The sequence below is a fragment of the Streptomyces sp. NPDC033178 genome, assembly GCF_055577685.1.
Genome location: NZ_JBVIPT010000019.1, coordinates 153487 through 174685, shown reverse-complemented (window position 1 = coordinate 174685; position 21199 = coordinate 153487). Strand labels below are relative to the sequence as shown.

At 69.1% G+C, this 21199-nt stretch carries 15 protein-coding genes; 9 read left to right on the top strand and 6 right to left on the bottom strand.

The genetic code is table 11. From position 1 onward, the window contains the following. Window positions 1-2: 2 nt before the first annotated feature. The 5 genes from ACZ5VQ_RS38070 to ACZ5VQ_RS38050 all read right to left on the bottom strand — a co-directional run bounded on the left by ACZ5VQ_RS38070 (window position 3) and on the right by ACZ5VQ_RS38050 (window position 5996). A complete protein-coding gene (locus ACZ5VQ_RS38070; RefSeq protein ID WP_362082079.1) occupies window positions 3-821 on the bottom strand; it encodes a carbohydrate ABC transporter permease in 819 nt (272 codons plus the stop codon). A 74-nt stretch (window positions 822-895) separates the two neighbouring features. Further along, complete coding sequence (locus ACZ5VQ_RS38065) at window positions 896-1858, bottom strand: carbohydrate ABC transporter permease (RefSeq protein WP_469108971.1); 963 nt, start codon at window positions 1856-1858, stop codon at window positions 896-898. 23 nt (window positions 1859-1881) lie between these two features. Next, the gene (locus ACZ5VQ_RS38060) at window positions 1882-3147 is read right to left on the bottom strand and encodes an ABC transporter substrate-binding protein (RefSeq protein ID WP_362081921.1); all 1266 of its coding nucleotides are present in this window, start codon (window positions 3145-3147) and stop codon (window positions 1882-1884) included. 168 nt (window positions 3148-3315) lie between these two features. Next, entirely contained in the window at window positions 3316-4581 is a 1266-nt protein-coding gene (locus tag ACZ5VQ_RS38055; protein ID WP_469108970.1) for an ROK family transcriptional regulator, read from the bottom strand. A gap of 170 nt (window positions 4582-4751) precedes the next feature. Further along, a complete protein-coding gene (locus ACZ5VQ_RS38050; RefSeq protein ID WP_469108969.1) occupies window positions 4752-5996 on the bottom strand; it encodes an FAD-binding protein in 1245 nt (414 codons plus the stop codon). A gap of 227 nt (window positions 5997-6223) precedes the next feature. On the opposite strand from ACZ5VQ_RS38050, the gene ACZ5VQ_RS38045 reads away from it, so the two are divergent. From ACZ5VQ_RS38045 to ACZ5VQ_RS38015, 7 genes are all read left to right on the top strand, one after another. Then, window positions 6224-7231: a hydroxyacid dehydrogenase gene (locus ACZ5VQ_RS38045; protein WP_469108968.1), complete on the top strand. Its 1008-nt coding sequence runs from the start codon at window positions 6224-6226 to the stop codon at window positions 7229-7231. Between the two features lie 13 nt (window positions 7232-7244). Continuing rightward, entirely contained in the window at window positions 7245-7403 is a 159-nt protein-coding gene (locus ACZ5VQ_RS38040) for a hypothetical protein (RefSeq protein WP_469108967.1), read from the top strand. A 131-nt stretch (window positions 7404-7534) separates the two neighbouring features. Continuing rightward, on the top strand, window positions 7535-8599 hold the full coding sequence (locus ACZ5VQ_RS38035; protein ID WP_469108966.1) for a LacI family DNA-binding transcriptional regulator: 1065 nt from the start codon (window positions 7535-7537) through the stop codon (window positions 8597-8599). Window positions 8600-9007: 408 nt separating this feature from the next. Beyond that, a complete protein-coding gene (locus ACZ5VQ_RS38030; RefSeq protein WP_469108965.1) occupies window positions 9008-10348 on the top strand; it encodes an ABC transporter substrate-binding protein in 1341 nt (446 codons plus the stop codon). 3 nt (window positions 10349-10351) lie between these two features. After that, window positions 10352-11284 carry a carbohydrate ABC transporter permease gene (locus ACZ5VQ_RS38025; RefSeq protein WP_307520566.1) on the top strand — a complete coding sequence of 311 codons (933 nt, stop codon included), beginning with the start codon at window positions 10352-10354 and terminating at the stop codon, window positions 11282-11284. Between the two features lie 127 nt (window positions 11285-11411). Continuing rightward, window positions 11412-12338 carry a carbohydrate ABC transporter permease gene (locus ACZ5VQ_RS38020; RefSeq protein ID WP_469108964.1) on the top strand — a complete coding sequence of 309 codons (927 nt, stop codon included), beginning with the start codon at window positions 11412-11414 and terminating at the stop codon, window positions 12336-12338. A 176-nt stretch (window positions 12339-12514) separates the two neighbouring features. Then, window positions 12515-17029, top strand: coding sequence for a discoidin domain-containing protein (locus ACZ5VQ_RS38015; protein WP_469108963.1), 4515 nt, complete (start codon window positions 12515-12517; stop codon window positions 17027-17029). Between the two features lie 44 nt (window positions 17030-17073). Here the strand turns inward: ACZ5VQ_RS38015 and ACZ5VQ_RS38010 are convergent, their stop codons facing one another. Further along, complete coding sequence (locus tag ACZ5VQ_RS38010; RefSeq protein WP_469108962.1) at window positions 17074-17850, bottom strand: alpha/beta fold hydrolase; 777 nt, start codon at window positions 17848-17850, stop codon at window positions 17074-17076. 172 nt (window positions 17851-18022) lie between these two features. Between ACZ5VQ_RS38010 and ACZ5VQ_RS38005 the strand changes: the two genes are divergently transcribed. Beyond that, the gene (locus ACZ5VQ_RS38005; RefSeq protein ID WP_469108961.1) at window positions 18023-19363 is read left to right on the top strand and encodes a radical SAM protein; all 1341 of its coding nucleotides are present in this window, start codon (window positions 18023-18025) and stop codon (window positions 19361-19363) included. 275 nt (window positions 19364-19638) lie between these two features. After that, window positions 19639-21165 (top strand): cellulose binding domain-containing protein, encoded by a 1527-nt coding sequence (locus ACZ5VQ_RS38000; RefSeq protein WP_469108960.1) that lies wholly within the window; start codon window positions 19639-19641, stop codon window positions 21163-21165. The last annotated feature ends 34 nt before the right edge of the window (window positions 21166-21199 follow it).

The following is a 21199-nucleotide window of genomic DNA, read 5'->3' as shown; positions in this document are numbered from 1 at the left end:
GGTCAGCCCTTGATGCCCGTCTGCGCGACCCCCTGCACCAGCCAGCGCTGGAGGAACAGGAACACGAGTACCAGGGGCAGGATCGAGATGGCGGTGGCCATGAAGATCAGGTGGAAATTGACCGTCTGGTTGGTCATGTACGAGGAGAGCGCGACCTGGACGGTCCACGCCTCCTGGTCCTGGCCGATGACCAGCGGCCACAGGAAGGCGTTCCAGCCGCTGATGAAGGTGATCGTCGCGATCGCGGCGAAGAAGTTCAGCGAGTTGGGCACGACGATGCGCCAGTACGCACCCCAGTACCCGAGCCCGTCCACGCGCGCCGCCTCCTCCAGTTCTTTGGGGAACCCCAGGAAGTACTGCCGGAACAGGAAGCAGGTGAAACCACTGAACAGCCCCGGAACGATGAGACCTTGCATACTCGATACCCAGCCGAGCGACGAGACCAGCACGAAGCTCGGTACGAAGGTGACGGCGGCCGGAACCATCAGGGTCACCAGGACCGCGTAGAAGATCTTGTTGGCGTGCCTGTACGGGATGCGGGCGAGGCCGTAGCCCGCGAGCGAGCAGACCAGCAGCGTGCCGATGGTGTGCAGGACGCCGACGACCGCGGAGTTCCACAGGGACTGGGCGAACGGGACCGTCGGATCGTCGAACAGCTCGGTGACGTTGCCCCACTGGATGTCGGTCGGGAACCACTTCCAGTTCTCGCCGGTGATCTCGGCGTCCGTGGACAGGGCGTTGCGGACGATCAGGTAGAACGGGACGAGGAAGAGCAGGGCGCAGATGCCGGTGGCGAAGTAGAGACCGGCGGAGCCGAGCACGCCACGCCGGTCGCGCCTGCGCTCGCGCCGCTTCGGGGGCTCGGGATCGGCCTTGCGGGTTTCGATGACGGTCGTCACTTGGAGCCGTCCCCCCTTCCGAAGCCCAGGAACCGGCCCTGGAGCATGGTCACCATGCAGATCAGCAGGGTCAGGATGACCGCGCCCGCGCTGCCCGCGCCGTAGTCCTGGTCGTCGCCCAGAGCCGTGTAGTACAGCTCGACGAGAGGCGGACGGCCCCAGGTCGTCTTCGACAGCAGATTGAAGAACTCGTCGAACGCCTGGTACGCGGCCACGAGCAGCAGCAGGATCACCGCCGTCGAGGTGGCCCTCAGCTGGGGCAGCGTGATGTACCGGAAGGTCTGCCAGCCTGGCTTGGCGCCGTCGATCGCGGCGGCCTCGTACAGCTCCGGCGGGATGTTCTGCAGGGCCGCCAGGAACAGGATCATGTAGAACCCGGCCTGGAGCCACAGGCGGACGGTGACGATGACCAGCCAGTACCAGGGTGGGTTCGGGTTGGCCAGCCAGGCGATGTTCTCGACACCGAACCAGCCGAGAACGGTGTTCATCATGCCGAAGCGGACGCCGCTGAAGATGGACATCTTCCAGATCAGCGAGGCGGCGACGAAGCTGCACGCCGTCGGCAGGAAGAAGACGGACCGGAAGAACGCCTTCATGAAGCGCAGCCGGTGCACCATCAGTGCCAGACCGAGCGACAGCGCCCAGGTGACCGGCACGATGATCGCGGCGAACACGGTGAAGGTGACGAGCGACTTGGTGAAGTCGCCGTTCGTCAGCATCAGCCTGTAGTTGTCGAAGCCGACGAACTTGTCGGGCGTGACCGTGTAGCGCGCCTCGAAGAAGCTGAGCCAGGCGCTCCATCCGATGGGGATGTAGACGAAGATCACCAGGCCTATGAGGAACGGGCCGGTGAAGAGCCAGAAGTTGAACGTGCTGCCGCCCATGCCCCGCCGCGGCCTGGTCCTGGAGACCTTGGCCGGGGCGGGGCGCGTGGCGTCACGAGTCGTGGTGGTCGCCATGTCGTTACCCGTTGTCCGCCGGCCTATCCGAAGAGCTTCTTGAGTTCGAGATTGACCTTCTTGTCCGCGGCGTCCAGGGCCTTCTCCGGGTCCATGCCCTTGCGGACGGAGTTGGCGATCACTTCTTCGAGCGCGGTGATCATCGCCTGGGTCCAGGAGATGTTGTCGAAGCGCCCGTAGTCGGTGAAGAGCTTGACGCCCTCAGCGGGCAGGCCCGACTTGAGCTTGGTGGCGGACTCGGCGATCGAGGTGCGCGGCGGGATGTGGAAGCCGTAGCTGAGCGCCCAGTCCTCCTGGTACTTCTTCTGGTCGATCCAGAGCCACTTCACGTACTCCTTGGCCAGGTCGACGTTCTTGCCCTTGGCGTTGACGAACATGGACCAGCCGCCGTTGTAGACCGCGGGCTTGGCGCCGGAGGCAGCCGAGGGGAAGGGGAATATGCCGAGGTCGTCGCCGAGGGCCTTCTGCATCACGGGCATGGCCCACATGCCGCACCACTGGATGGCGGTCAGACCCTGGACCAGCGCGGACGGGTCCCAGTAGTCGGCGGGGGCGTCCAGCAGCAGGTGGCCGCTGGTAAACATCTTGCGGTACACCTTCAGTGCCGCGGCCACGTCGTCGGTGTGGTAGGCGATCTCGTTCTTGGCGTTGAGCTGGTCGGCGCCGGCCGCCCAGACCAGGGCGTAGTTGGTCGACACCATGTTGTTGCCGAGGAACAGGCCCTTGACCTTGTCGGTGGTGAGCTTCTCGGCGGCCTCGGCGAGCTCTTCGAGGGTCTGGGGCACCCCCACACCCGCCTTCTCCAGCACCGACTTGCGGTAGTAGAAGAACTGCGGGTCGTCGATCATCCGGACGCCGTAGACCTTGCCGTCGACCGTGTGGGACTTGATGTCGGCCGGATTGAAGTCGTCCTTGACCGGGGCGATGATGTCGTCCAGCGGCGCCACCTGGCCGCTCTTGATCATCTGAAGCTGCGGGTGGAACTCGAAGACGTCGGGCGCGTTGTCGGTGAGCAGCGCCGAGAACAGCTTGCTCTCGAAGTTGTTGCCCGTGATCCACTGGGTGGTCACGCGGGCCTCGTCGTAGGCCTTCGCGTACCGCTTGATGGCCTCCTGCGTGCCGGCCTCCCCGTACGCGTGGAAGTACTGCGTCAGGTTCTTGCCCGAACTGCCCCCGCCCTCACGGCCGGTGTTGCCGCCACAAGCGGCCAGCGGGCCGAGGGCGGCGAGGCCCGCGGCGGCTCGCAGTACGGATCGACGGTCCCAGTTGCTGTTGCTCAGTGCCGACATTCTGACGTCCTTGTCTCGAGTACGGCTGCGGCTCGAAATCGCTGTGCGGTGGCGGGACGTTAACCTTCGGCTAATGCTTCGGCAAGGGGTTGGACGAAGTCTGTTCGAAGCGTTGTGCCCCGTCCGGAATACCGGACGTGACGGGGTGCCGACGTCAAGAAGACGGCGTCAAGAGGACGGCGCTGGACGGCTCTTGGCGGAGGAGGCGCGACGCGGTGCGGCGACCCTGCCGCCCGCGGGTCTCAGGCCCACCGAGCTGAGGGCGCCCTCCAGCGCGAACGTCGCCGCGCCCAGGCACACCGGGTCGGTGGGAATGGGGGAGAGGACGATCTCGGTGCTGGCCAGCGGCCGTCTCAGCGCGTGCCGGCCCACGGCCTCGCGGACCTCGTACAGCAGCGGCTCGGCGAGCGTGGCCGCGACCCAGCTGCTCAGCACGACCACCTCGGGGTTGAGGAGGTTCACCAGATCGGCGATCGCCGCGCCGAGATAGCGCGCGGTGACCCGGACCACCTCGGTCGCCACCGGGTCCTGCGTGGCGACCCCGCGGGCGAGCGCGTTGATCGTCGCGGTCTGGTCATCCGGATGCAGCAGAGCGCTGTCCGGGCTCGACTCGCGGAGATTCAGCATGATTCCGGGCGCCCCGACATACGTCTCCACGCACCCGTGGTTGCCGCAGTGGCACGGCCGCCCGTCCAGCACGAGCGTGGTGTGCCCCCACTCGCCGGCGCTGTTGCTCACCCCCCGGTGCAGCCCGCCGCCCAGCACGAGCCCGGCACCGACACCCGTCCCGAGGTTCACCACCACGGCGTCCCCGCGCCCGCGCGCGGCCCCGAACCACAGCTCGGCGACCGCGCAGGCGCGCAGCGGATTGTCCAGATACAGCGGATAAGCGATGTGCTCGGCGAGCAGGTCGAGCAGCGGCACGTCGTGCCAGTCCCAGTTCGGCGCGTACTCCGAGACACCGGCCTCCCGGTCCACCTGGCCCGGCACGCTGACCCCGACCCCGAGCACCCGGGCGCCCTCGATACCGGCCTGTGCGACCACCGAGCCGACGGCCGAGGCGACATGCCCGACGACCTGCTCCGGACGGATCTCACCGGGCCGCATGTCCTCGTCGGCGCGGGCCAGCACGCCCAGCGCCAGGTCGAACAGCTCGACCCGGACGTACGTCTCGGCGATGTCGACGCCGATCAACGCGCCCCCCGACGCGTTGACGGCCACGAGGCCCCGCGGGCGGCCACCCGCGGAGTCCTCGAACCCGACCTCCGTCAGCATCCCCAGGTCGAGCAGCTCACCGACCAGCGTGGCGATCGTGGCGAGGCTCAGCCCGGTGGCGGCGGCCAGTTCCTGGCGGGACGTGGGCGAGTGGGCGATGATCTGGCGCAGCACCCCATAGCGGTTCGCGGTGCGGATGTCGCGTGACGTGCGCTTCACCAGAACGTGCCCCCTCGGTCCCTCCAGGCCATGGCGGCCCGACGGCCCCGGCGCGGCGCAAGGCTATGACCGTCCGAGGACTTTCGACAAGGGGTTAGGAAAGGGGCTGTACAAAGTCCCTGCGGCTCACCGCGGGCAGAGTGGGGATCGAGCCGTCCGTCACCCTTCCGTCACCCGCCCAGCACCTCACCGACGAACGCGTTGCGGAACGTCCCCGTCGGGTCCAGCTCCGCGGCCAGGTTCCTGAACTCCGCCAACTGCGGATAGCGTCCGCGCACCACCGGTGCCGTCATCGTGAACACCTTGCCCCAGTGCGGCCGCGGGTCGAACGGCGTCAGCGCCTCCTCCACCCGCCGCACCACGGGTAGCACGGCCGCCGTGTCCTCGACCCAGGTGAAGTGGAAGGCCACCGTGTCCCGCCCGTACGCCGGGCTCAGCCACTGGCGGTCGGCCGCGACCGTACGCACCTCGCACACCTGCAGCACCGGCGCGATCCTCTCCCGGATCGCGTCGAGCGCACGCAGGGCACCCGTGGCGTGCGGGCGCGGCAGCAGATACTCCGACTGGAGCTCCGCACCGCTGCTCGGCGTGAACTCGGGCCGGAAGTGCGGCAGTCGCTCGTGCCAGGGCCCGGGCACCCCGAACTGCTGGGTGCAGTTCCCGGCCGGCATCCCCGGCACGGGGTGCATCGCCTCGGTGGCCGGCTCGGCCCACGGAAACCCGTCCCACGGCACATCCGTACGCCGCTTGACCCACGCCTGGACGAAGCCCGAGCGCCGCCAGTCGGTGAACAGACTCACGCTGTACGCCGATGCCGACACCGTCTCGAAGTCCAGTCCCGCGAGCGACAGCCGGCCGAACACATGCTGGGCGACCTCGAAGTCCGGCTCCAGGTCGAGCGTGAGCGCGGTGACGACACCGAGCGCGCCCAGCGAGGTCACCGCCCCGCTGAAGCGGGGGTCGCCCCGGCCTATCGTCAGGGCCGATCCGTCGGCCAGGACCAGCTCCACCTCCCGTACGGGCGAGGCCAGCGAGCCGTTCGCGTTCCCCGAGCCGTGTGTGCCGGTCGCCACCGAACCCGCCACCGAGATGTGCGGCAACGAGGCCATGTTGGGCAGCGCGAACCCCCGCTCGTGCACCGCCCGGGCCAGCTCCGCGTACCGCACGCCGCCCGCCACTCTGACGGTACGGGCCGTGGGGTCCACCTCGACCGACGGCGGCAGCGCGGTCAGCGAGAGGAGCACGCCCTCACTGCCCGGGTCGGCGATCTCGTTGAACGAGTGCCCGCTGCCGAGGACTCGCACGCGGTCGGCCCGCGAGACAAGGGCCCGCAGCGCGTCGAGCGAGTGCGGCCGCTGCAGCTCCTTGGCGGAGTAGGTGATGTTCCCCGCCCAGTTGGTCAGAGCCTCTGCCATCCGTGGTCCTCCCGGAAAGTTTTCGTCGACCGGCGAAACGGCCACCCTTCGAACCTACCCGCCCCTGTCCCACCCCAGGGGCGCGGGGAACTGCGCGACCAGCGACAAGCGACCCGCACCCACCCACTCGCCGTCGGGCCCCGGTCCATTGACCCTCTCGCGCCGCGAGACCTACCGTAGAGACCGGTTGCTATAAACGCGTCACCGATCCGGAAGGTCACCCCACCTTGCGCCCACGCCCCGCCGCACTTTTCGCCATGACAGCCGAGAACGTGCCCCAGATCTTCCCTCCGGACGTACTGGCCCGCCTGGGCAACGCGGTAGAAATCGATCCCACTCTGACGGCCGGGAACTTCGCCGACCCCCGAGTGCGGGAGGCACTGGCCGACACGGAGATCCTGATCACCGGCTGGGGCTGCCCCCATATCGACGAGGCGGTCCTGGACGCCGCACCCAAGCTGCGCGCGATCCTCCACGCGGCCGGCTCCGTCAAGGGACTCACCTCGCCCGCGATCTGGGAACGCGGCATCACCGTCTCCTCCGCGGCCGGCGCGAACGCCCTCCCCGTGGCGGAGTACACGCTCGCCATGATCCTCCTGGCGGGCAAGGACATCTTCGCCCAGCGCGACCGCCTCCGCGCCCAACGCGCCTTCCCCTATGGGGAGATCATGCCGGGCATCGGCAACTTCGGCCGCCGCGTGGGCGTCGTCGGAGCCTCCCGGATCGGCCGCCGCCTCATCGAACTGCTGCGCCCCTTCGACCTGCGGGTCACCCTCGCCGACCCCTACGTCGACACGACGGAGGCCGCCGCCCTCGGCGTACCCCTGCTGCCGCTCGACGACCTGCTGGCAACCAGCGACATCGTGACCGTCCACGCCCCGCAGACCCCCGAGACCCACCACCTCATCGGCCGCCGCGAACTCGCCCTGATGCCCGCGGGATCCGTGCTCGTCAACACGGCCCGCGGTGCCCTCCTCGACCACGACGCTCTCGTCGAGGAGCTGCGCGCGAACCGGCTCAGTGCGATCCTCGACGTCACCGACCCGGAACCGCTGCCCGCCGACTCGCCGCTCTTCGACCTGCCGAACGCGTTCATCACCCCGCATCTCGCGGGCTCCCAGGGCAACGAGGTGGCCCGGCTCGGCCTCGCCGTCACGGAGGAGGCCGAACGGCTGTTGTCCGGACGTGAGTTGGCCCACGCGATCGACCACGCCGTACTGGAGCGCACCGCATGACCTCGATTTCACCGTGGAGATCCTGGAGCCGGGCAGTGCGCCGGGCGGCGACACCCTCGCCGCCCGGCGCGAGCGCGGCGCACCCGAACCGCTCTCCCGCGAGGACATCACCGCCCTGCGACGGACGGCCCCGCGCACGGAGACCGTACGGGCCGACGCGGCGGCGAGCTGACGTACGAACGCCGGCGCGCGCCCTGGTCGGTGGTGCTCGTACGGCAGGACGGCGGGGGCCCGACCAGCCCGTACGAGAACCCGGCCACCCCATAGGGTGACCGGTACAGACCAGGGGAGGGGAGCCCGCCGGTGGCCAAGAAGACGGAGCCCGTGATGGGCAATGACGCCTCCACGGTCCGGGACGTCGCCGCGCGCGCCGGCGTCTCCGCCTCGACCGTCTCCCGGGTCCTGGGCGGCACCTACCCGGTCGCCGCGAGCACCCGCGCCCGGGTGCTCAAGGCGATGCGCGAACTCGACTACGTCGTCAACGCGCACGCCCGCGCGCTCGGCGGCTCCACCAACAAGACGGTGGCGTTCGTCGTCGACGACGTCACCGGACCCTTCTACGCCCACATCGCACGCGGTGTGGAGGAGCAGGCGTCCGCCGAGGGCAGGCTCTGCATGCTGTGCACCACGCACGGCGATCCGCAGCGCGTCCTCGCCGTCGTCGAGACCATGCGCGAACAGCGGGCCGACGCCGTGATCGTCGTCGGCGGTGCCTGGGAGGACAAGGCCTACCAGGACCGTATGACGCACTTCGCGCACGCCCTGGACCGGGTGGGTTCGCGACTCGTGCTCGTCGGCAGGCCGCCGCTCGGCCCGGGGGTGCCCGCCACCGTCGTCGAGTACGACAACGAGGGCGGCGCCTTCGCGATGACCACCCACCTGCTCACCTCGGGCCACCAGCGCATCGCCTACCTCGGCCGGGTGCCCGGACTGTCCACCAGCGGCCAGCGCCTCAACGGCTTCCGGCGCGCCCACGAACTGCTCGGGCTCGCCCCGGACCCGGCCCTGATCCTGGACGGCACGTTCAGCCGCTCGCACGGATATCAGGGGGCCCGTCAACTTCTGGCGTCCGGCGCCGACTTCACCGCGGTGTTCGCGGGCACCGACATGGTCGCGGCGGGTGCGCTGCAGGCGCTGCGCGAGGCACGCGTGAGCGTCCCGGACGAGGTGTCCGTGGTCGGCTACGACGACGTGCCGCTGGCCCTGGACCTCTTCCCGGCCCTCACCACCGTCAACGTCCCGCACGAGGAACTGGGCCGCGCGGCCGTCCGGCTGGCCCTGCACCGCGACGAACTCCCCGGCAGCCAGCACCTGGTGCTCGGCACCCACATCGTCCTGCGGGATTCGACGCGGCGACCCGGGCACTGACTTCGCCCGTCCCGTTCCGGACTTGCCCCGTCCCGTGCCGGACTTGCCCGGTCCAGCCCCCGTCTTTCCCGGTCCAGTCCCCGTCTTTCCCGGTCCAGTCCCCGATGTTCCCGCTCCGCGCCCGACTTCCCCGTTCCGTTCCCTCATCGCGGCGGCCTGTGCACTTCCCTGGACAACCGGTCTCTAGAGGATCGACTGTCCGGTAGCTCCCAATTTTCCGGCTACCGGTTCGAAATACCGTGCAAAACCGGGTGAGTTGGCCCGGTTCCCCAGTTTTCTCTGCCCGATGTCTTGCCGACGTACGGGACCGGTTCTAGCTTCCATAGAGACCGATTTCTATGGCGCCCTCGGACGGCAGAACCCGAGCGGCGGACGGTCCCCCCTGTTCCAGTCCCCTCAGGAGCCGCCATGCCCCAGCCCCGTGTCCCGCACCGCGCGACCCTGTCGGCCGCCGCGCTCGCCACCGTGCTCGCCCTCACCGCGACCGCCTGCGGCGGCTCCGACGACTCCTCGGACCAGTCGAAGGGGCCGGTCACGCTCGACTACTGGAGCTGGTCGGAGACGAAGAACGTCGACCCCGTGGTGGCCAAGTTCAACGCCACGCACACCGACATCAAGCTCAAGTTCGTCAAGCAGGCCGACAACCCGGGCACGGCACAGAACCTGCGCAACGCGGTCGCCGCCAAGAAGGACGTCCCCTGCCTGGTGCAGAACTTCGGCGAGGTGCCCAGCCTCGTCGGCGAGGGCCTGCTGAGCAGCGTCGACAAGGAACTCAAGCCGTACCTCGACCGGTTCAACCCGGCCGCCCTGCCCAGCGTCCGGGCGGGCGGCACCTACTACGCCGTCCCGACCGGCTTCAACCCGACCTTCATGATGATCAACCGCTCGGTGTACGACAAGTACGACGTCGCCGTCCCCAAGACCTGGGACGACGTGATCGCCGCCGGCAAGAAGCTCAAGAAGCACGGCGTGTACGTCATGAACCTGGCCGGCGAGGACCCGTCCACCCTGGTCAACCTGGTCCAGCAGGCGGGCGGCACCTGGTACGAGCAGAAGGGCGACAGCTGGAAGATCGACTTCCTGTCACCCGAGTCCCTGAAGGCCGCCGACATAGTCCAGCAACTGGTGGACGGCGGCATGGTCGCCAACCAGACCTACCAGGACCGGCCCGCCCTGATCAGCTACTTCGACTCCGGGAAGATGGTCTCGCTGCCCACCCAGACCTGGCAGCTGCAGAACTACGAACTGAACTACAAGAAGTCCCTCGGCGACTGGCAGCCCATCGACCTGCCGCAGTTCTCCGACGCCACGGAGTTCACCACCCCCTCCTACAGCGCCAACAACGGCGTACTCGTCCCCAAGGGCTGCGAGCACGTCAAGGAGGCCGTCGAGGCGGCGGTGTGGATGAAGACCGACAAGACCGGCATCGACTCCACCTACCAGAAGGACACCAAGCAGTACGAGTGGCCGGGCGCCGTCAAGGACGTCACCCCCTGGGTCGACTCGGTGGTCACCGACAAGCTCTTCGGCACCCACAAGCCCGAGGCGCGCGGCGTGATCCTCAAGTCGGTCGAGCACGCCAGGAGCAACTGGACGGTCGGCCCCAACTACACCGGTGTCTTCGCGGAGTTGCAGGACCAGTGGGCGAAGATCGTCACCAAGAAGATCACGGTGAAGCAGGCCCTTGAGCACCTGCAGGAGTTCACGGTCGACGACCTGAAGTCCAAGAACATCAACGTCGAGGGCTGACCCATGGCAGCCGTCACCGAACCGCCGTCCCGGGCCGCGCGCCTGGGATGGCGGCGGATCATGGCCCTCAAGGGCGCCTCGTTCACGGTCCCCTTCTTCCTCGGGTTCCTCCTGTTCACCGTGACCCCGCTCGTCATGGCGCTCAAGGAGAGCCTCTACAGCGAGAAGGGCTCCGGGCTCGGATTCGGCGAGAAGACCGTCGAGTTCGTCGGCCTCGACAACTTCGTCGAGGGCTTCGGGGACGGCCGCTTCTGGGCCTCCATGCTCCGCGTCGGCCTCTTCGCCGTCATCAGCATCCCGGTCATCCAGATCGCCAGCGTCGGACTCGCACTGCTCCTCGACGCGGCCTCGCAGCGAGTCGCCGACCGCTTCCGGATCCCGCTGCTGATCCCGTACATGATCCCGGGCATCGTCGCCACCCTGATCTGGATCTACCTCTACAGCCCGGTCGTCGGACCGCTCACCCCCTTCTTCGACCTCTTCGGCATCGACGCCAACTTCTACGGCGGCGAACTCATCTGGGTGTCCATCGGCAACCTGATGGCGTGGAGCGGGATCGGCTTCAACATGCTGATCGTGTACTCGGCGCTGCGCTCGGTCGACGCCAACGTGTACGACGCCGCCCGCATCGACGGGGCCTCCGAGTGGCGGATCGCCTGGTCGATCAAGGTGCCGCTGGTCCGCCGCTCCCTGGTCCTCACCACCGTGCTCAGCATCATCGGCACGCTGCAGATCTTCAGCGACACGATGCTCTTCAAGTCCATGGCGCCGGAGACGGTCACCCGCGACTTCACCCCGATCATGGCGATCTACGACTGGGCCTTCCAGCAGGGCAACTTCAACTACGCCTCCGCCCTCTCGATCATCCTCGCCCTGGTCGTCGGCACCGCGTCCGCGCTGTTCTACCGACTCACGAACAAGGCGCCCACGTCATGACCGCCGTCAGCAGCAGGCCCACGACCGCTGTCCCGGCCGTGCCCCTCCACGTCGCGCGGCGCGAGCCTGCCGCGGCGGGCTCGGGTGGTGTGTCCGTTCATCGGCCCACGAGCGAGGTCTCCCCTTCATGACCGCAACCATCGACCCGTCCACGACCACACCCCCGCGCCCGAAGCGCGGCGCCACCGCGTCCCGCGAAGGGACCGGCCCCGTCCGGCACAGCCGGCGGACCAAGGCGCTGGTCCTCGGCGGAGTCGTGTTCTTCACCCTCTACTCGCTGGCCCCCGTGTGGTGGCTGATCGTCTCGGCGACCAAGAACCAGTCCGACCTCTACACCACCAACGGCCTGTGGTTCTCCGACCTGCACTTCACCGACAACCTGAAGGCGCTGTTCACCTACCAGGACGGCATCTTCCTCAAGTGGCTGTGGAACACCCTCTATTACGGATTCGTCGGCACCGCCGGCATGACCCTGGTCTGCGTCGCCTGCGGCTACGGCCTGGCGATGTACCAGTTCCGCGGCCGGGGCGTACTGATGGGCTGCATCATCGGCTCCTTCCTCGTCCCGCACGCGCTCCTCACCATCCCGTCCTTCCTCCTCTTCACGGACCTGCGGATGGTCGACACCCCGTCGGCGATCATCGTGCCGAGCCTCTTCAACGCCTTCTCCGTCTACCTCGCCAAGGTGTACGCGGAGGGTGCCATCCCGCCCGAACTCCTGGAGGCGGCCCGCATCGACGGCGCGGGGGAGTACCGCATCTTCTTCACGGTCGGCGCCCGCCTCATGTCCACGGGCGCGGCGACGATCTTCCTGCTCGGCTTCGTAGGCTCCTGGAACTCGTTCTTCGGACCCCTGGTGTTCCTGCGTACGCCGGAGAAGTGGACCGTGATGGTCGGCCTCTACTCGTGGCTGAAGGTCAAGGTCGACACGTCCGCCGACCTGACCGGCATGGTGGTCGTGGGTTCACTGCTGTCACTCATCCCGATGGTGATCCTGATGATCTCGATGCAGCGCTTCTGGCGATCCGGGGTCACGCTCGGGTCTATCAAGTAGCCACGCCCGCACGGCCGTTCAGGCAGCCGTGCCCCGAGTGGCTGTGCTTGCGTGGCTGTGCCTGCGTTGCTGTGCCTGCAAGGCCGCCCGAGCACTCGGCCCCCGAACGGCCCGAAGCCCTCCCGCCTCCGGCCGATCCGACCCCTCCCGCTCCATTCCCGCCGTGAGGATCCCGCATGTCCGTCACCAGAAGATCCGTCCTGGCCGGTACCGCCGCCGGCACCGGTGCTCTCGCGCTGACCGGCTGGTCCTGGACCGCCGTCGAGGAGGCGTCCGCCGCAGGGGCTGAGGAGGCGTCCGCCGCAGGCATCGAGGAGGCCGACGGCGCGAGACGCCTCGACCTCGTCGACTTCGGCAACCCCGACTCCGAGACGGCGCACGGGCTGACCGCCCCCGACTCCGCTGCCGTCGACGGCAACGCGGGCGACCGGGCCCGAGTCGCCAAACCCCTGGCCACCCCCGACATCAAGACCGGTGACCTCCGCTTCACGATGCGGGTCGACCCCCTCCACCAGAACTACCTCACCGTCAAGTTCTGGGGCGGCGACACCTCCCCGTACAAGACGATCGCGTACATCAACGGCGAGCAGATCGGCTACCGTCGCTCCGGCGACTACGAGGCGCTGAACACCGGCACGGTCCGTCCGCTGCCCGGCCGCTTCTTCTACGCCACGGTCATGCTGCCGCTGGAGCACACCAAGGGCCGCGAGCACGCCGAGATCACCCTGCGCACCTACGACGCCGCGTTCACCGCCAAGGTCACCGCCGACTCCCGCGGCTACTACCGCGCTTACACCCACACCGGCGCGTACCTCGACGTGAGCGCCGAGCCGCAGGCCGACTTCACACCGCCCACGGACACGGTCACGGACCTGTCCGAGCCGCAGAAGCAGGCACTCGTCGACGGCTATGTGGCGAGCCAGGTGAAGCTGTTCAACGACCACTCCGCGAAGATCGACGCATCGGCGACCGCCCGGCTCAGCATCGTCCGCTACGAGGACGAACTCCGCTTCTACGCCTCGGCGTTGACTCAGTCCAGCTGGTGCCCGGCAAGGACCACCACCGACCGGCGGACGGCCCTGCTGCGGGTCTTCAAGTGCGTCGACAACCACACCAAGGACTACTACGCCGACACGAGACTCCTGGCCCGCGGCGGCCACCAGGGAGACTGGGGCGGCTACTACGGGGCCCTCGGTGAGGCCCTCTACATCGTCGAGAACCTCGTCGCGGACAACGATGTCCTCGGCCGGGAGGCCTTCGAGACGTTCCTGGACGAGCCCTTCACCACCGGCACCAGTGAGGGGAAGACCTCGCTCAAGGACGTCGACTTCGACGGTTCACCGCTGACCCGCCGGGCCGCCTGGGGCCGCGTCCTCAAGGCCAACTTCGACTACGCCCGCTCGCGGCTCTCGTACATCTACAACCAGGTGATGTACACCTACGAGGGCGCCTGGGAGGCCCATGAGGGGCTGCGGGTCATCGGTTCGGAGTTCTACGAGGGCAAGGCGCGCAGCCACCGCATCGCGGGCGAGGCGCTCGGCTGGCTGCCCTTCCTCGGCGAGGAGGTACTCGTCGGCCCGGACGGCCAGGACCTGGACCTCTTCCACTCGCTCTTCTACCACGACACCACGGCCCGCTGGACGGACGACTACATCAAGTACGTCATCAAGGGTCTGGCCAGGTCCAAGCTCGACAAGGTCGGCAACCTGGTGCGGCGCCTGCCCCTCGGCAAGCACTACACCACGGTCACCGAGGCGGGCCACACCCGCGAGAACGGCTACGTCGCCAACTACGGCGAGGCCACCAACTACCTGCCCGAGTGGTTCCACCGCACCTGGGGACACAAGGGCGACGAGGACCTGAACGACCGGATTCTGGAGATCGCGCTGCGCAACCTGCACGCCCGCTCCCTGGCCCGGATGACCGACCTCGACGACAACCTCAGGCGCACCATGCGCATGGAGATGGTGATCGACGAGCGCAACACCAACTACCCGGGCTTTCCGGGCTACGTGCTGCGGATCTCCGAGGGCCGGATCCTCAACTACGTCTCCCTGGCCCGGCACATGGCCGAGCACGCCGACCGGTACACCGCGAACCGCTGGGCGAGCACGCGCTCGTACGCCCGCGAGGCGGTCGGCTTCGCCCAGCAACAGCTCGCCGACCACCAGTACTTCAGCTCCTTCGCCTCCATCACCGGCAAGAACAAGTACGACCTCACGCTCGGCGAGACCTACGCCTACCTCAAGGCCCACGAGCCGACCGGGATCGTCCACGCGCACACGGACTTCGCCCACTACACGGCCGCGGAACTGACCGCACTGGCCGTGAACCGTGCCCACTACGAGCGCTTCGCCTGGGTCGACGTGGACTGCATGTTCGTCTCGCTCAGGGACGGCGACCTCCACCTTTGGGGCCAACTCAACGAACGCCAGCGGGGGTTCGCCCGCAACGGCCGCCTCCACGTCCGGCAGGCGGACCGCGACCACATCGTGCAGATCAACACCAACGCGCGCTTCCAGTACGAGGACTACTGGGCCCGCATGGACAACATCGACGTCGACTTCATGGAGGACCAGCAGACGGGCGACTCATCGGCCCTCCAGGCCCTGGCGGGCGAACTCGCGCCGATCACCTTCCAGCCGGGCGTCGGCACGGTCCACCGCGAGAACTTCGAGGCCGACCACGCCTATTCGGGCTACCCGGACCTCCTGACCGCCCGCTACGGCCGCTACTTCTTCGTCTTCAACACGACCCGCAGGACGTACGGGAACGAGAGGGCGTACGAGGTGGAGGTGCCCTCGGCCACCGGCCGGACGGGTTCGACCGGTTCGACGGTTCTGGACCTGGTGAGTGGCAAGGAACTCCCGGTGCGCGGCGGCAAGGTGAAGGTCGCGCCCAAGACCGGCCTGGTACTGAAGCTGCCGACACCGCTGGAGTCCGAACTCCCGCCCGCACACGTCGACTTCGTGCACACCCTCCCCGGCGACGGCGCGGTCACGGTGACCTGGCAGACCACCGCGGGCGCCGCGCACTACGAGGTGCGGCGGGCCACCCGACAGCAGGGCCCGTACAAGGTCCTGGCGGCGAAGGAGACCGGCCGCCACTTCACGGACACCTCCGCCCGCCCCGGCGAGACGTACTTCTACACGGTCACCGCCGTCAACGGCCAAGGCCCCGGCTGGACTTCGCACACCATCCGGACCGAACTGCCGAAGCCCGTCTCGCCCGGGCTCAGGAACTCGGGCTGGCGCGACGACGCCCTGCGCAAGGCACGGCCGGGCAGCACACAGGTGCGCGGCTCGACGATACGAGTGCTCGGCGCGCGCGGCGACGGACTCGGCGAGGGCGACGACTACAAGGTGCCCTCCCGCGACATGGAGGACCAACTCCACTACGTGAGCCGCCCGTTGGCGGGCAGCTTCACCCTCACGGCCCGGGTCTCCGGGGCACTCGGCCCGCTCACCGGGCTGATGCTCCGCGACCGGATCGCCGCCGACACCCGCCACCTCTTCTTCGGCGCGGACAAGGACGGACGGCTCGTCTTCCACAACCGCACCCGCGACAGCCGCCACGACTGGCAGGACGACCTGCGCTCGCCCATCACCCGCCGCCTCGACGGGCAGACCCTGGCCGCGACGCCGTACCTGCGGATCGTCCGGGACGCCGGCAGCCACCGCGTGCACGGCCAGGTGTCGTCCGACGGCACCACCTGGGTGACGGTCGCGACACTCTTCACGCCCTTCCCGTACGCGGTCCACGCGGGCTTCGCGGCTACGGGCGACGCGGAGTTCGCGAAGGTGGCCGTGGACACCCTCGGCGCGCACGCTCTCCTGCTCTCCGTCGAGCGCGACACCGACACCGCGACCATCCGCTGGAACAAGCCCGACGACGCCCTGACCTTCACGCTCTCGCGCTCAACCGGCGGCGGGCAGTGGGAGGTTCTGGAGAAGGACACACGCGCGTACGCCTACGAGGACAAGAACCTGCGCCACGGCTCCCGCTCCTACAAGGTGACGGCGGCCCTCGTCGGCGGCGGCACCCGCGACTCGGCCGTGGCCGTGGCGGTCGCCGAGACCTTCGCCCAGGTCCTCGCCCGGGCACGGAAGACGGACGCCGCCGAGTGGACGAAGAAGTCGTACGCGGCCTTCACGGCCGAACTCGACCGCATCGAAAAGGCGACCGGCGACCCGGAAACCGACCGCGTCGACGCCGTGTACGCGGCCCATGAACTCCTCGTCTCCGTCGACACGTTGCTGCGGAAGTTCCAGGTCACGCCGTCCATGGTGGTGGCCTCCACCACCCAGTGGCCCGGCACGGGAACCAAGGAGGCCGCGGGCCGGCGGGCCTTCGACGGCGACACCACCACCTACACCGACACCACGGCCACCGAGAGCTGGATCGACATCGACGCGGGCGCCTCGGGCCCGATCACCGTCGACCGCATCCGTCTGTACCCTCGCGGCGACCAGCTGAGCCGCGCCAACGGCACGGTGTTCCGCGGCTCCGACGAGGCCGGGGCCGACTGGACCGACTTCCACACGGTCGGTGGGGTCGACACGGCCCGGTGGTACGAGTTTCGGCTCGCCGAGCGGGTGTCGTATCGGAGGATCCGCGTCTTCGACGGGCACAACGGGCGTTGCAACGTGGGGGAGATTGAGTTCTGGTACCAACTGCCCGACGAGGGGTGAGAGCCGCGGGTTCGTCGTGGCCGGTCGCGCAGTTCCCCGCGCCCCTAAAGCGGAGCTGACCATTCCTGTACGAGGGACGCCAGTTGCCGGGGGCGTTCCTCGTGCAGGTAGTGGCCGCAGTCCTCGAACACCTCGACGCGGGAGCCCGGCCGGGTGAGGGTGCCGCGTTCGAAGTCGGCTGCGGTGGTGGTCGCGTACACGCCCAGCACGGGGCAGTCGCGGCGCGCCAGATATGCGCGGGTGGCGGGGCGGAGGCCGAAGGCGTCCGGGGCCAGGTACATGCCGTCGCGGCACTGGGCCAGGACCTCCGGGTCCATGGCCGCCATCAACCTCCGCTGACGGTCGCGCAGTTGGTCATGCACCCCCGGCAGGAAGGCGCTCTCCACGAAGCGGGCGGCCCACTGCGCGCCCTCCCTCCGTAGCTCCTCCTGCTCCCGGGGGATACGTACGGCCTCGCCCTCGTTGGCTCCGTACGCCGCGTCGACGACCACCAACGCCCGTACAAGACGGGGGTGTTCCACCGCGAGAGCCGTGACCGCCTGGGCGCCCATCGAGTGACCGACGGCGATCACCGGGCCCGGGTCCAGCCGGCCCAGCAGGTCCGCCAGGTCGGCGGCGAAGTCGCGCGGGCCGTAGCCGCTCGGCGGCTTCGGGGAGCGGCCGTGGCCCCGCAGGTCGGGGACGATCACCCGGTGCCGCCAGTAGGGGAGGGTGGGCGCCCAGTCGTCGCCGTCGCCGCCCCAGCCGTGGACCAGGAGGAGGGCCGGGCCCCTGCCGGGGTGGTCCGCGTGATGGAGGGCTACCGGTGGGGAGGTGGTCACGGGGTGACTCTAGACGTGACCCCACCACCGGGAAGGGGCCGTCACCAGGAAGGACCCGCCACCATCAGGGACCGGCCACCATCAGGGACCCGGCACCACGGGCCCGGGAGGAGCGGCATACCGTGAGGAGTCGAGCACAGCAGCCGGGAGCACCGGGAGCTAGGAGGACGGGATGGGCAGCCGTACCGCGCTGGTCGAGGACCTGATGGAGAGGTTCCCGCACGTACCGCGGGAAGCCGTCTTCAAGGAGGACCTGCTCCGTGGGGGCGTGGCCTTCGACGACTCCGCGCTCAGTGATACCGCCAACGAGGCCGCCGGGGACGTCAAACCGAAGTCGTACTTCATCTTCTCCTTCGACCACGGCACGCTGCCCGAGCTGGGCGCGGCCGCGCTGCGCCGCCCGCCGGAGGAGATCATCCTCACCGGCGGCCCGTACGACCTGCGCCGGACCGTGGTGTCCGTGCGTGTGAACCCGTCCTCGCCGTATCGCGTGGCCGCAGGTGAGGACGGCGTGCTCGGCCTCTACCTCGACGGGAAGCGGATCTCGGACGTCGGGGTGCCGCCCATGCCGGAGTACTACCGGCACAAGCTCGCCAACGGGAAGTCCGTCATGGAGGTGGCCCCGACGATCCAGTGGGGCTACCTGATCTACCTGACCGTCTTCCGGGTCTGCCAGTACTTCGGCGCCAAGGAGGAGTGCCAGTACTGCGACATCAACCACAACTGGCGCCAGCACAAGGCGGCCGGGCGGCCCTACACCGGCGTCAAGGACGTCGACGAGGTCCTCGAAGCCCTGGAGATCATCGACCGCTACGACACGGCGAAGGCCTCCACCGCCTACACCCTCACCGGCGGCGCCATCACCTCCAAGCTCCAGGGCCGTGACGAGGCCGACTTCTACGGCATGTACGCCAAGGCCATCGAGGAGCACTTCCCGGGCCGGTGGATCGGCAAGGTCGTGGCCCAGGCGCTGCCGAAGGACGACGTGCGGCGGTTCAAGGACCACGGCGTGCAGATCTACCACCCGAACTACGAGGTGTGGGACGAGTACCTGTTCAAGATGTACTGCCCGGGCAAGGAGCGGTACGTCGGCCGGGACGAGTGGCACAAGCGGATCCTGGACTCTGCGGACGTCTTCGGCGCGCGCAATGTGATCCCGAACTTCGTGGCGGGCGTGGAGATGGCGGAGCCCTTCGGCTTCACGACGGTCGACGAGGCCATCGCCTCCACCACCGAGGGCCTGCGCTTCTTCATGTCGCACGGCATCACACCCCGCTTCACCACCTGGTGCCCGGAGCCGACGACCCCGCTGGGCAAGGCGAACCCGCACGGCGCGCCGCTGGAGTACCACATCCGGCTGCTTGAGGCCTACCGCTCCACGATGGAGGACTTCGGGCTCTCCTCGCCCCCCGGGTACGGTCCGCCCGGGCCGGGCAACGCGGTCTTCTCGGTGAGCTCGTTCATGGACAGCCTGCCGGCGAACGAGGTCACGGAAGAGGTGCACGCGGTCTGAGAGAACGGGGCGGATGGGGACGTACGGCAGTTCCAGGGACAGTCGGTTGAGTCATTTGGGGCTGCCGGGACGTACAACTGGTGTACGACTGGAGCACGGCTGAGGCCGAGGGGCCTGGTGGGACGTGCGACCGGCGGTAACCGGATGTGCAAGTGCCGCTTGTCAGTTGTGCAGGAACCGTGAAAAACTCTGGTCCCGTCGCAGACGTCCCCCTCAACTCCCGTATTACCCAGGTGAGTTGACCCCGCTTGTGGATGCAGGTGAAGTCCCCACCCATGCCAGACCTGCCGACCCCTCAGGACGCCGCCGAGGCCACTCTGTTCTCGGAGTGCTGGGACGCGGTCCTTTCGTACGCCGATCTCTGTACCGGCGCCTCCACCCATGCCCGCCAACTGGCCTCCGAGGCGTTCTCGCTCGGCATACGAGAAGCGCGTGCCGCGGAGGCCGAGGCCGGCGGCAGAAACTTCGGGCGCCGGGCCCGCACACCCCGGCTGCCCCGAATACCGCTCCTCCTGACCGCCGTTCGCCAGACCACCGCCATCTGGGAGTCGAGGGGTCAGGGCGATCGCCTCGACCCCGACCTCCGCCTGTGGCTCAACTCCGAGAAGGCAGCCCGCTTTTCGGGACCGCCCCTGCACCGGCCGCTCGCCCTGCGCGGGCTGCGGGACATGCAGGAACCGGATGCCGCGCTGCTGTGGCTGGCGGAGGTCGAGGCGCTGCCGGTCACCTCCGTGGCCCGCCGGCTCGGCCTCGACCCGGAGGGCGCGGCCGAGGAACTGCATCAGGTGCGCGGCGTGTTCCGCGACCGCTGCCACCGCAACCACCTCGACACACCGCTCTCCGAGGAGTGCCGCAGCTACGCCCGGCTCCTCGACGCGGTCACCCGCTCACCCGCGGCCGAGGTGCCGGACGACCTGTCGTGGCACCTCGCGCGGTGCGTCGAGTGCGCGGAGGCCGCCGCCTGTCTGCGGCTCGTCGGCGGAGGGCTGCCCGCCGCGCTCGCGGGCGGGGTCATCGGCTGGGGCGGACTCGCCTACCTGGAACGACGCCGCAGGGCCGTCGAGTCGGGGCTCAGCCGCGGCGCGGCCGACGACGACCCGGACGAGCCGGACGGTGACGCGACCGAAGGCCGCCGCGCCCGGATAGGCAGGGTCGGACTGATCGCCGCCGCCGTCGGCGTCTCCCTCCTGGCACTGGCGGTCACGCTGGCGCCGTTCGGCGAGGACGAGGGCGCCGGCTCCCTGGAAGGGACGGCGGGCCGGGAACCGGTGGGCCAGCAGGTCCCCTCGCTCGACCCCGCGCCATCGGGATCGGGGAACGGCTCGACCGCTTCCTCCACGACCTCCCCGCAGGCATCCGAATCGAACACCGAGAAGACCGACGAGCACGCCGGCACGGGCTCCGCGTCGGAGAAGGAGCCCCAGGGCGACTCCACCTCCTCGGCCGAGGAGGACGGCGCCGACCCCAACCCCAGCGAACCCGCCGTCTGCCACGCCCGCTACGAACTGGTCAACGAGTGGCCCGACGGCTTCCAGGCCACCGTCACCGTCAAGTCCGACTACGCCCTCAACAACTGGCGCGTCAGCTGGACCTTCCCCGACGGCCAGAAGGTGACCCAGATGTGGGACGGCAACTTCGACCAGGACGGCTCCCGGGTGACCGCGAGCGCCGCCGACTACAACAAGTCGGTCGCCGCGGGCGGATCCTTCGCGGTCGGCTTCCTCGGCTCCTGGAAGCCCGGCAACGGCAACGCGGCACCGGACGAGTTCATGCTGAACGGACGCAGCTGCACACACAGCTGAGCTGTGCCGGGACCCGGCCCCGCCCGGTGGGGCC

Excerpts from the sequence above, each read along its gene's own strand:
- ACZ5VQ_RS38065 (WP_469108971.1), bottom strand. The coding sequence starts at position 1,858 with ATGGCGACCACCACGACTCGTGACGCCACGCGCCCCGCCCCGGCCAAG.
- ACZ5VQ_RS38060 (WP_362081921.1), bottom strand. The coding sequence starts at position 3,147 with ATGTCGGCACTGAGCAACAGCAACTGGGACCGTCGATCCGTACTGCGA.
- ACZ5VQ_RS38050 (WP_469108969.1), bottom strand. The coding sequence starts at position 5,996 with ATGGCAGAGGCTCTGACCAACTGGGCGGGGAACATCACCTACTCCGCC.
- ACZ5VQ_RS38030 (WP_469108965.1), top strand. The coding sequence starts at position 9,008 with ATGCCCCAGCCCCGTGTCCCGCACCGCGCGACCCTGTCGGCCGCCGCG.
- ACZ5VQ_RS38025 (WP_307520566.1), top strand. The coding sequence starts at position 10,352 with ATGGCAGCCGTCACCGAACCGCCGTCCCGGGCCGCGCGCCTGGGATGG.
- ACZ5VQ_RS38020 (WP_469108964.1), top strand. The coding sequence starts at position 11,412 with ATGACCGCAACCATCGACCCGTCCACGACCACACCCCCGCGCCCGAAG.
- ACZ5VQ_RS38015 (WP_469108963.1), top strand. The coding sequence starts at position 12,515 with ATGTCCGTCACCAGAAGATCCGTCCTGGCCGGTACCGCCGCCGGCACC.
- ACZ5VQ_RS38005 (WP_469108961.1), top strand. The coding sequence starts at position 18,023 with ATGGGCAGCCGTACCGCGCTGGTCGAGGACCTGATGGAGAGGTTCCCG.
- ACZ5VQ_RS38000 (WP_469108960.1), top strand. The coding sequence starts at position 19,639 with ATGCCAGACCTGCCGACCCCTCAGGACGCCGCCGAGGCCACTCTGTTC.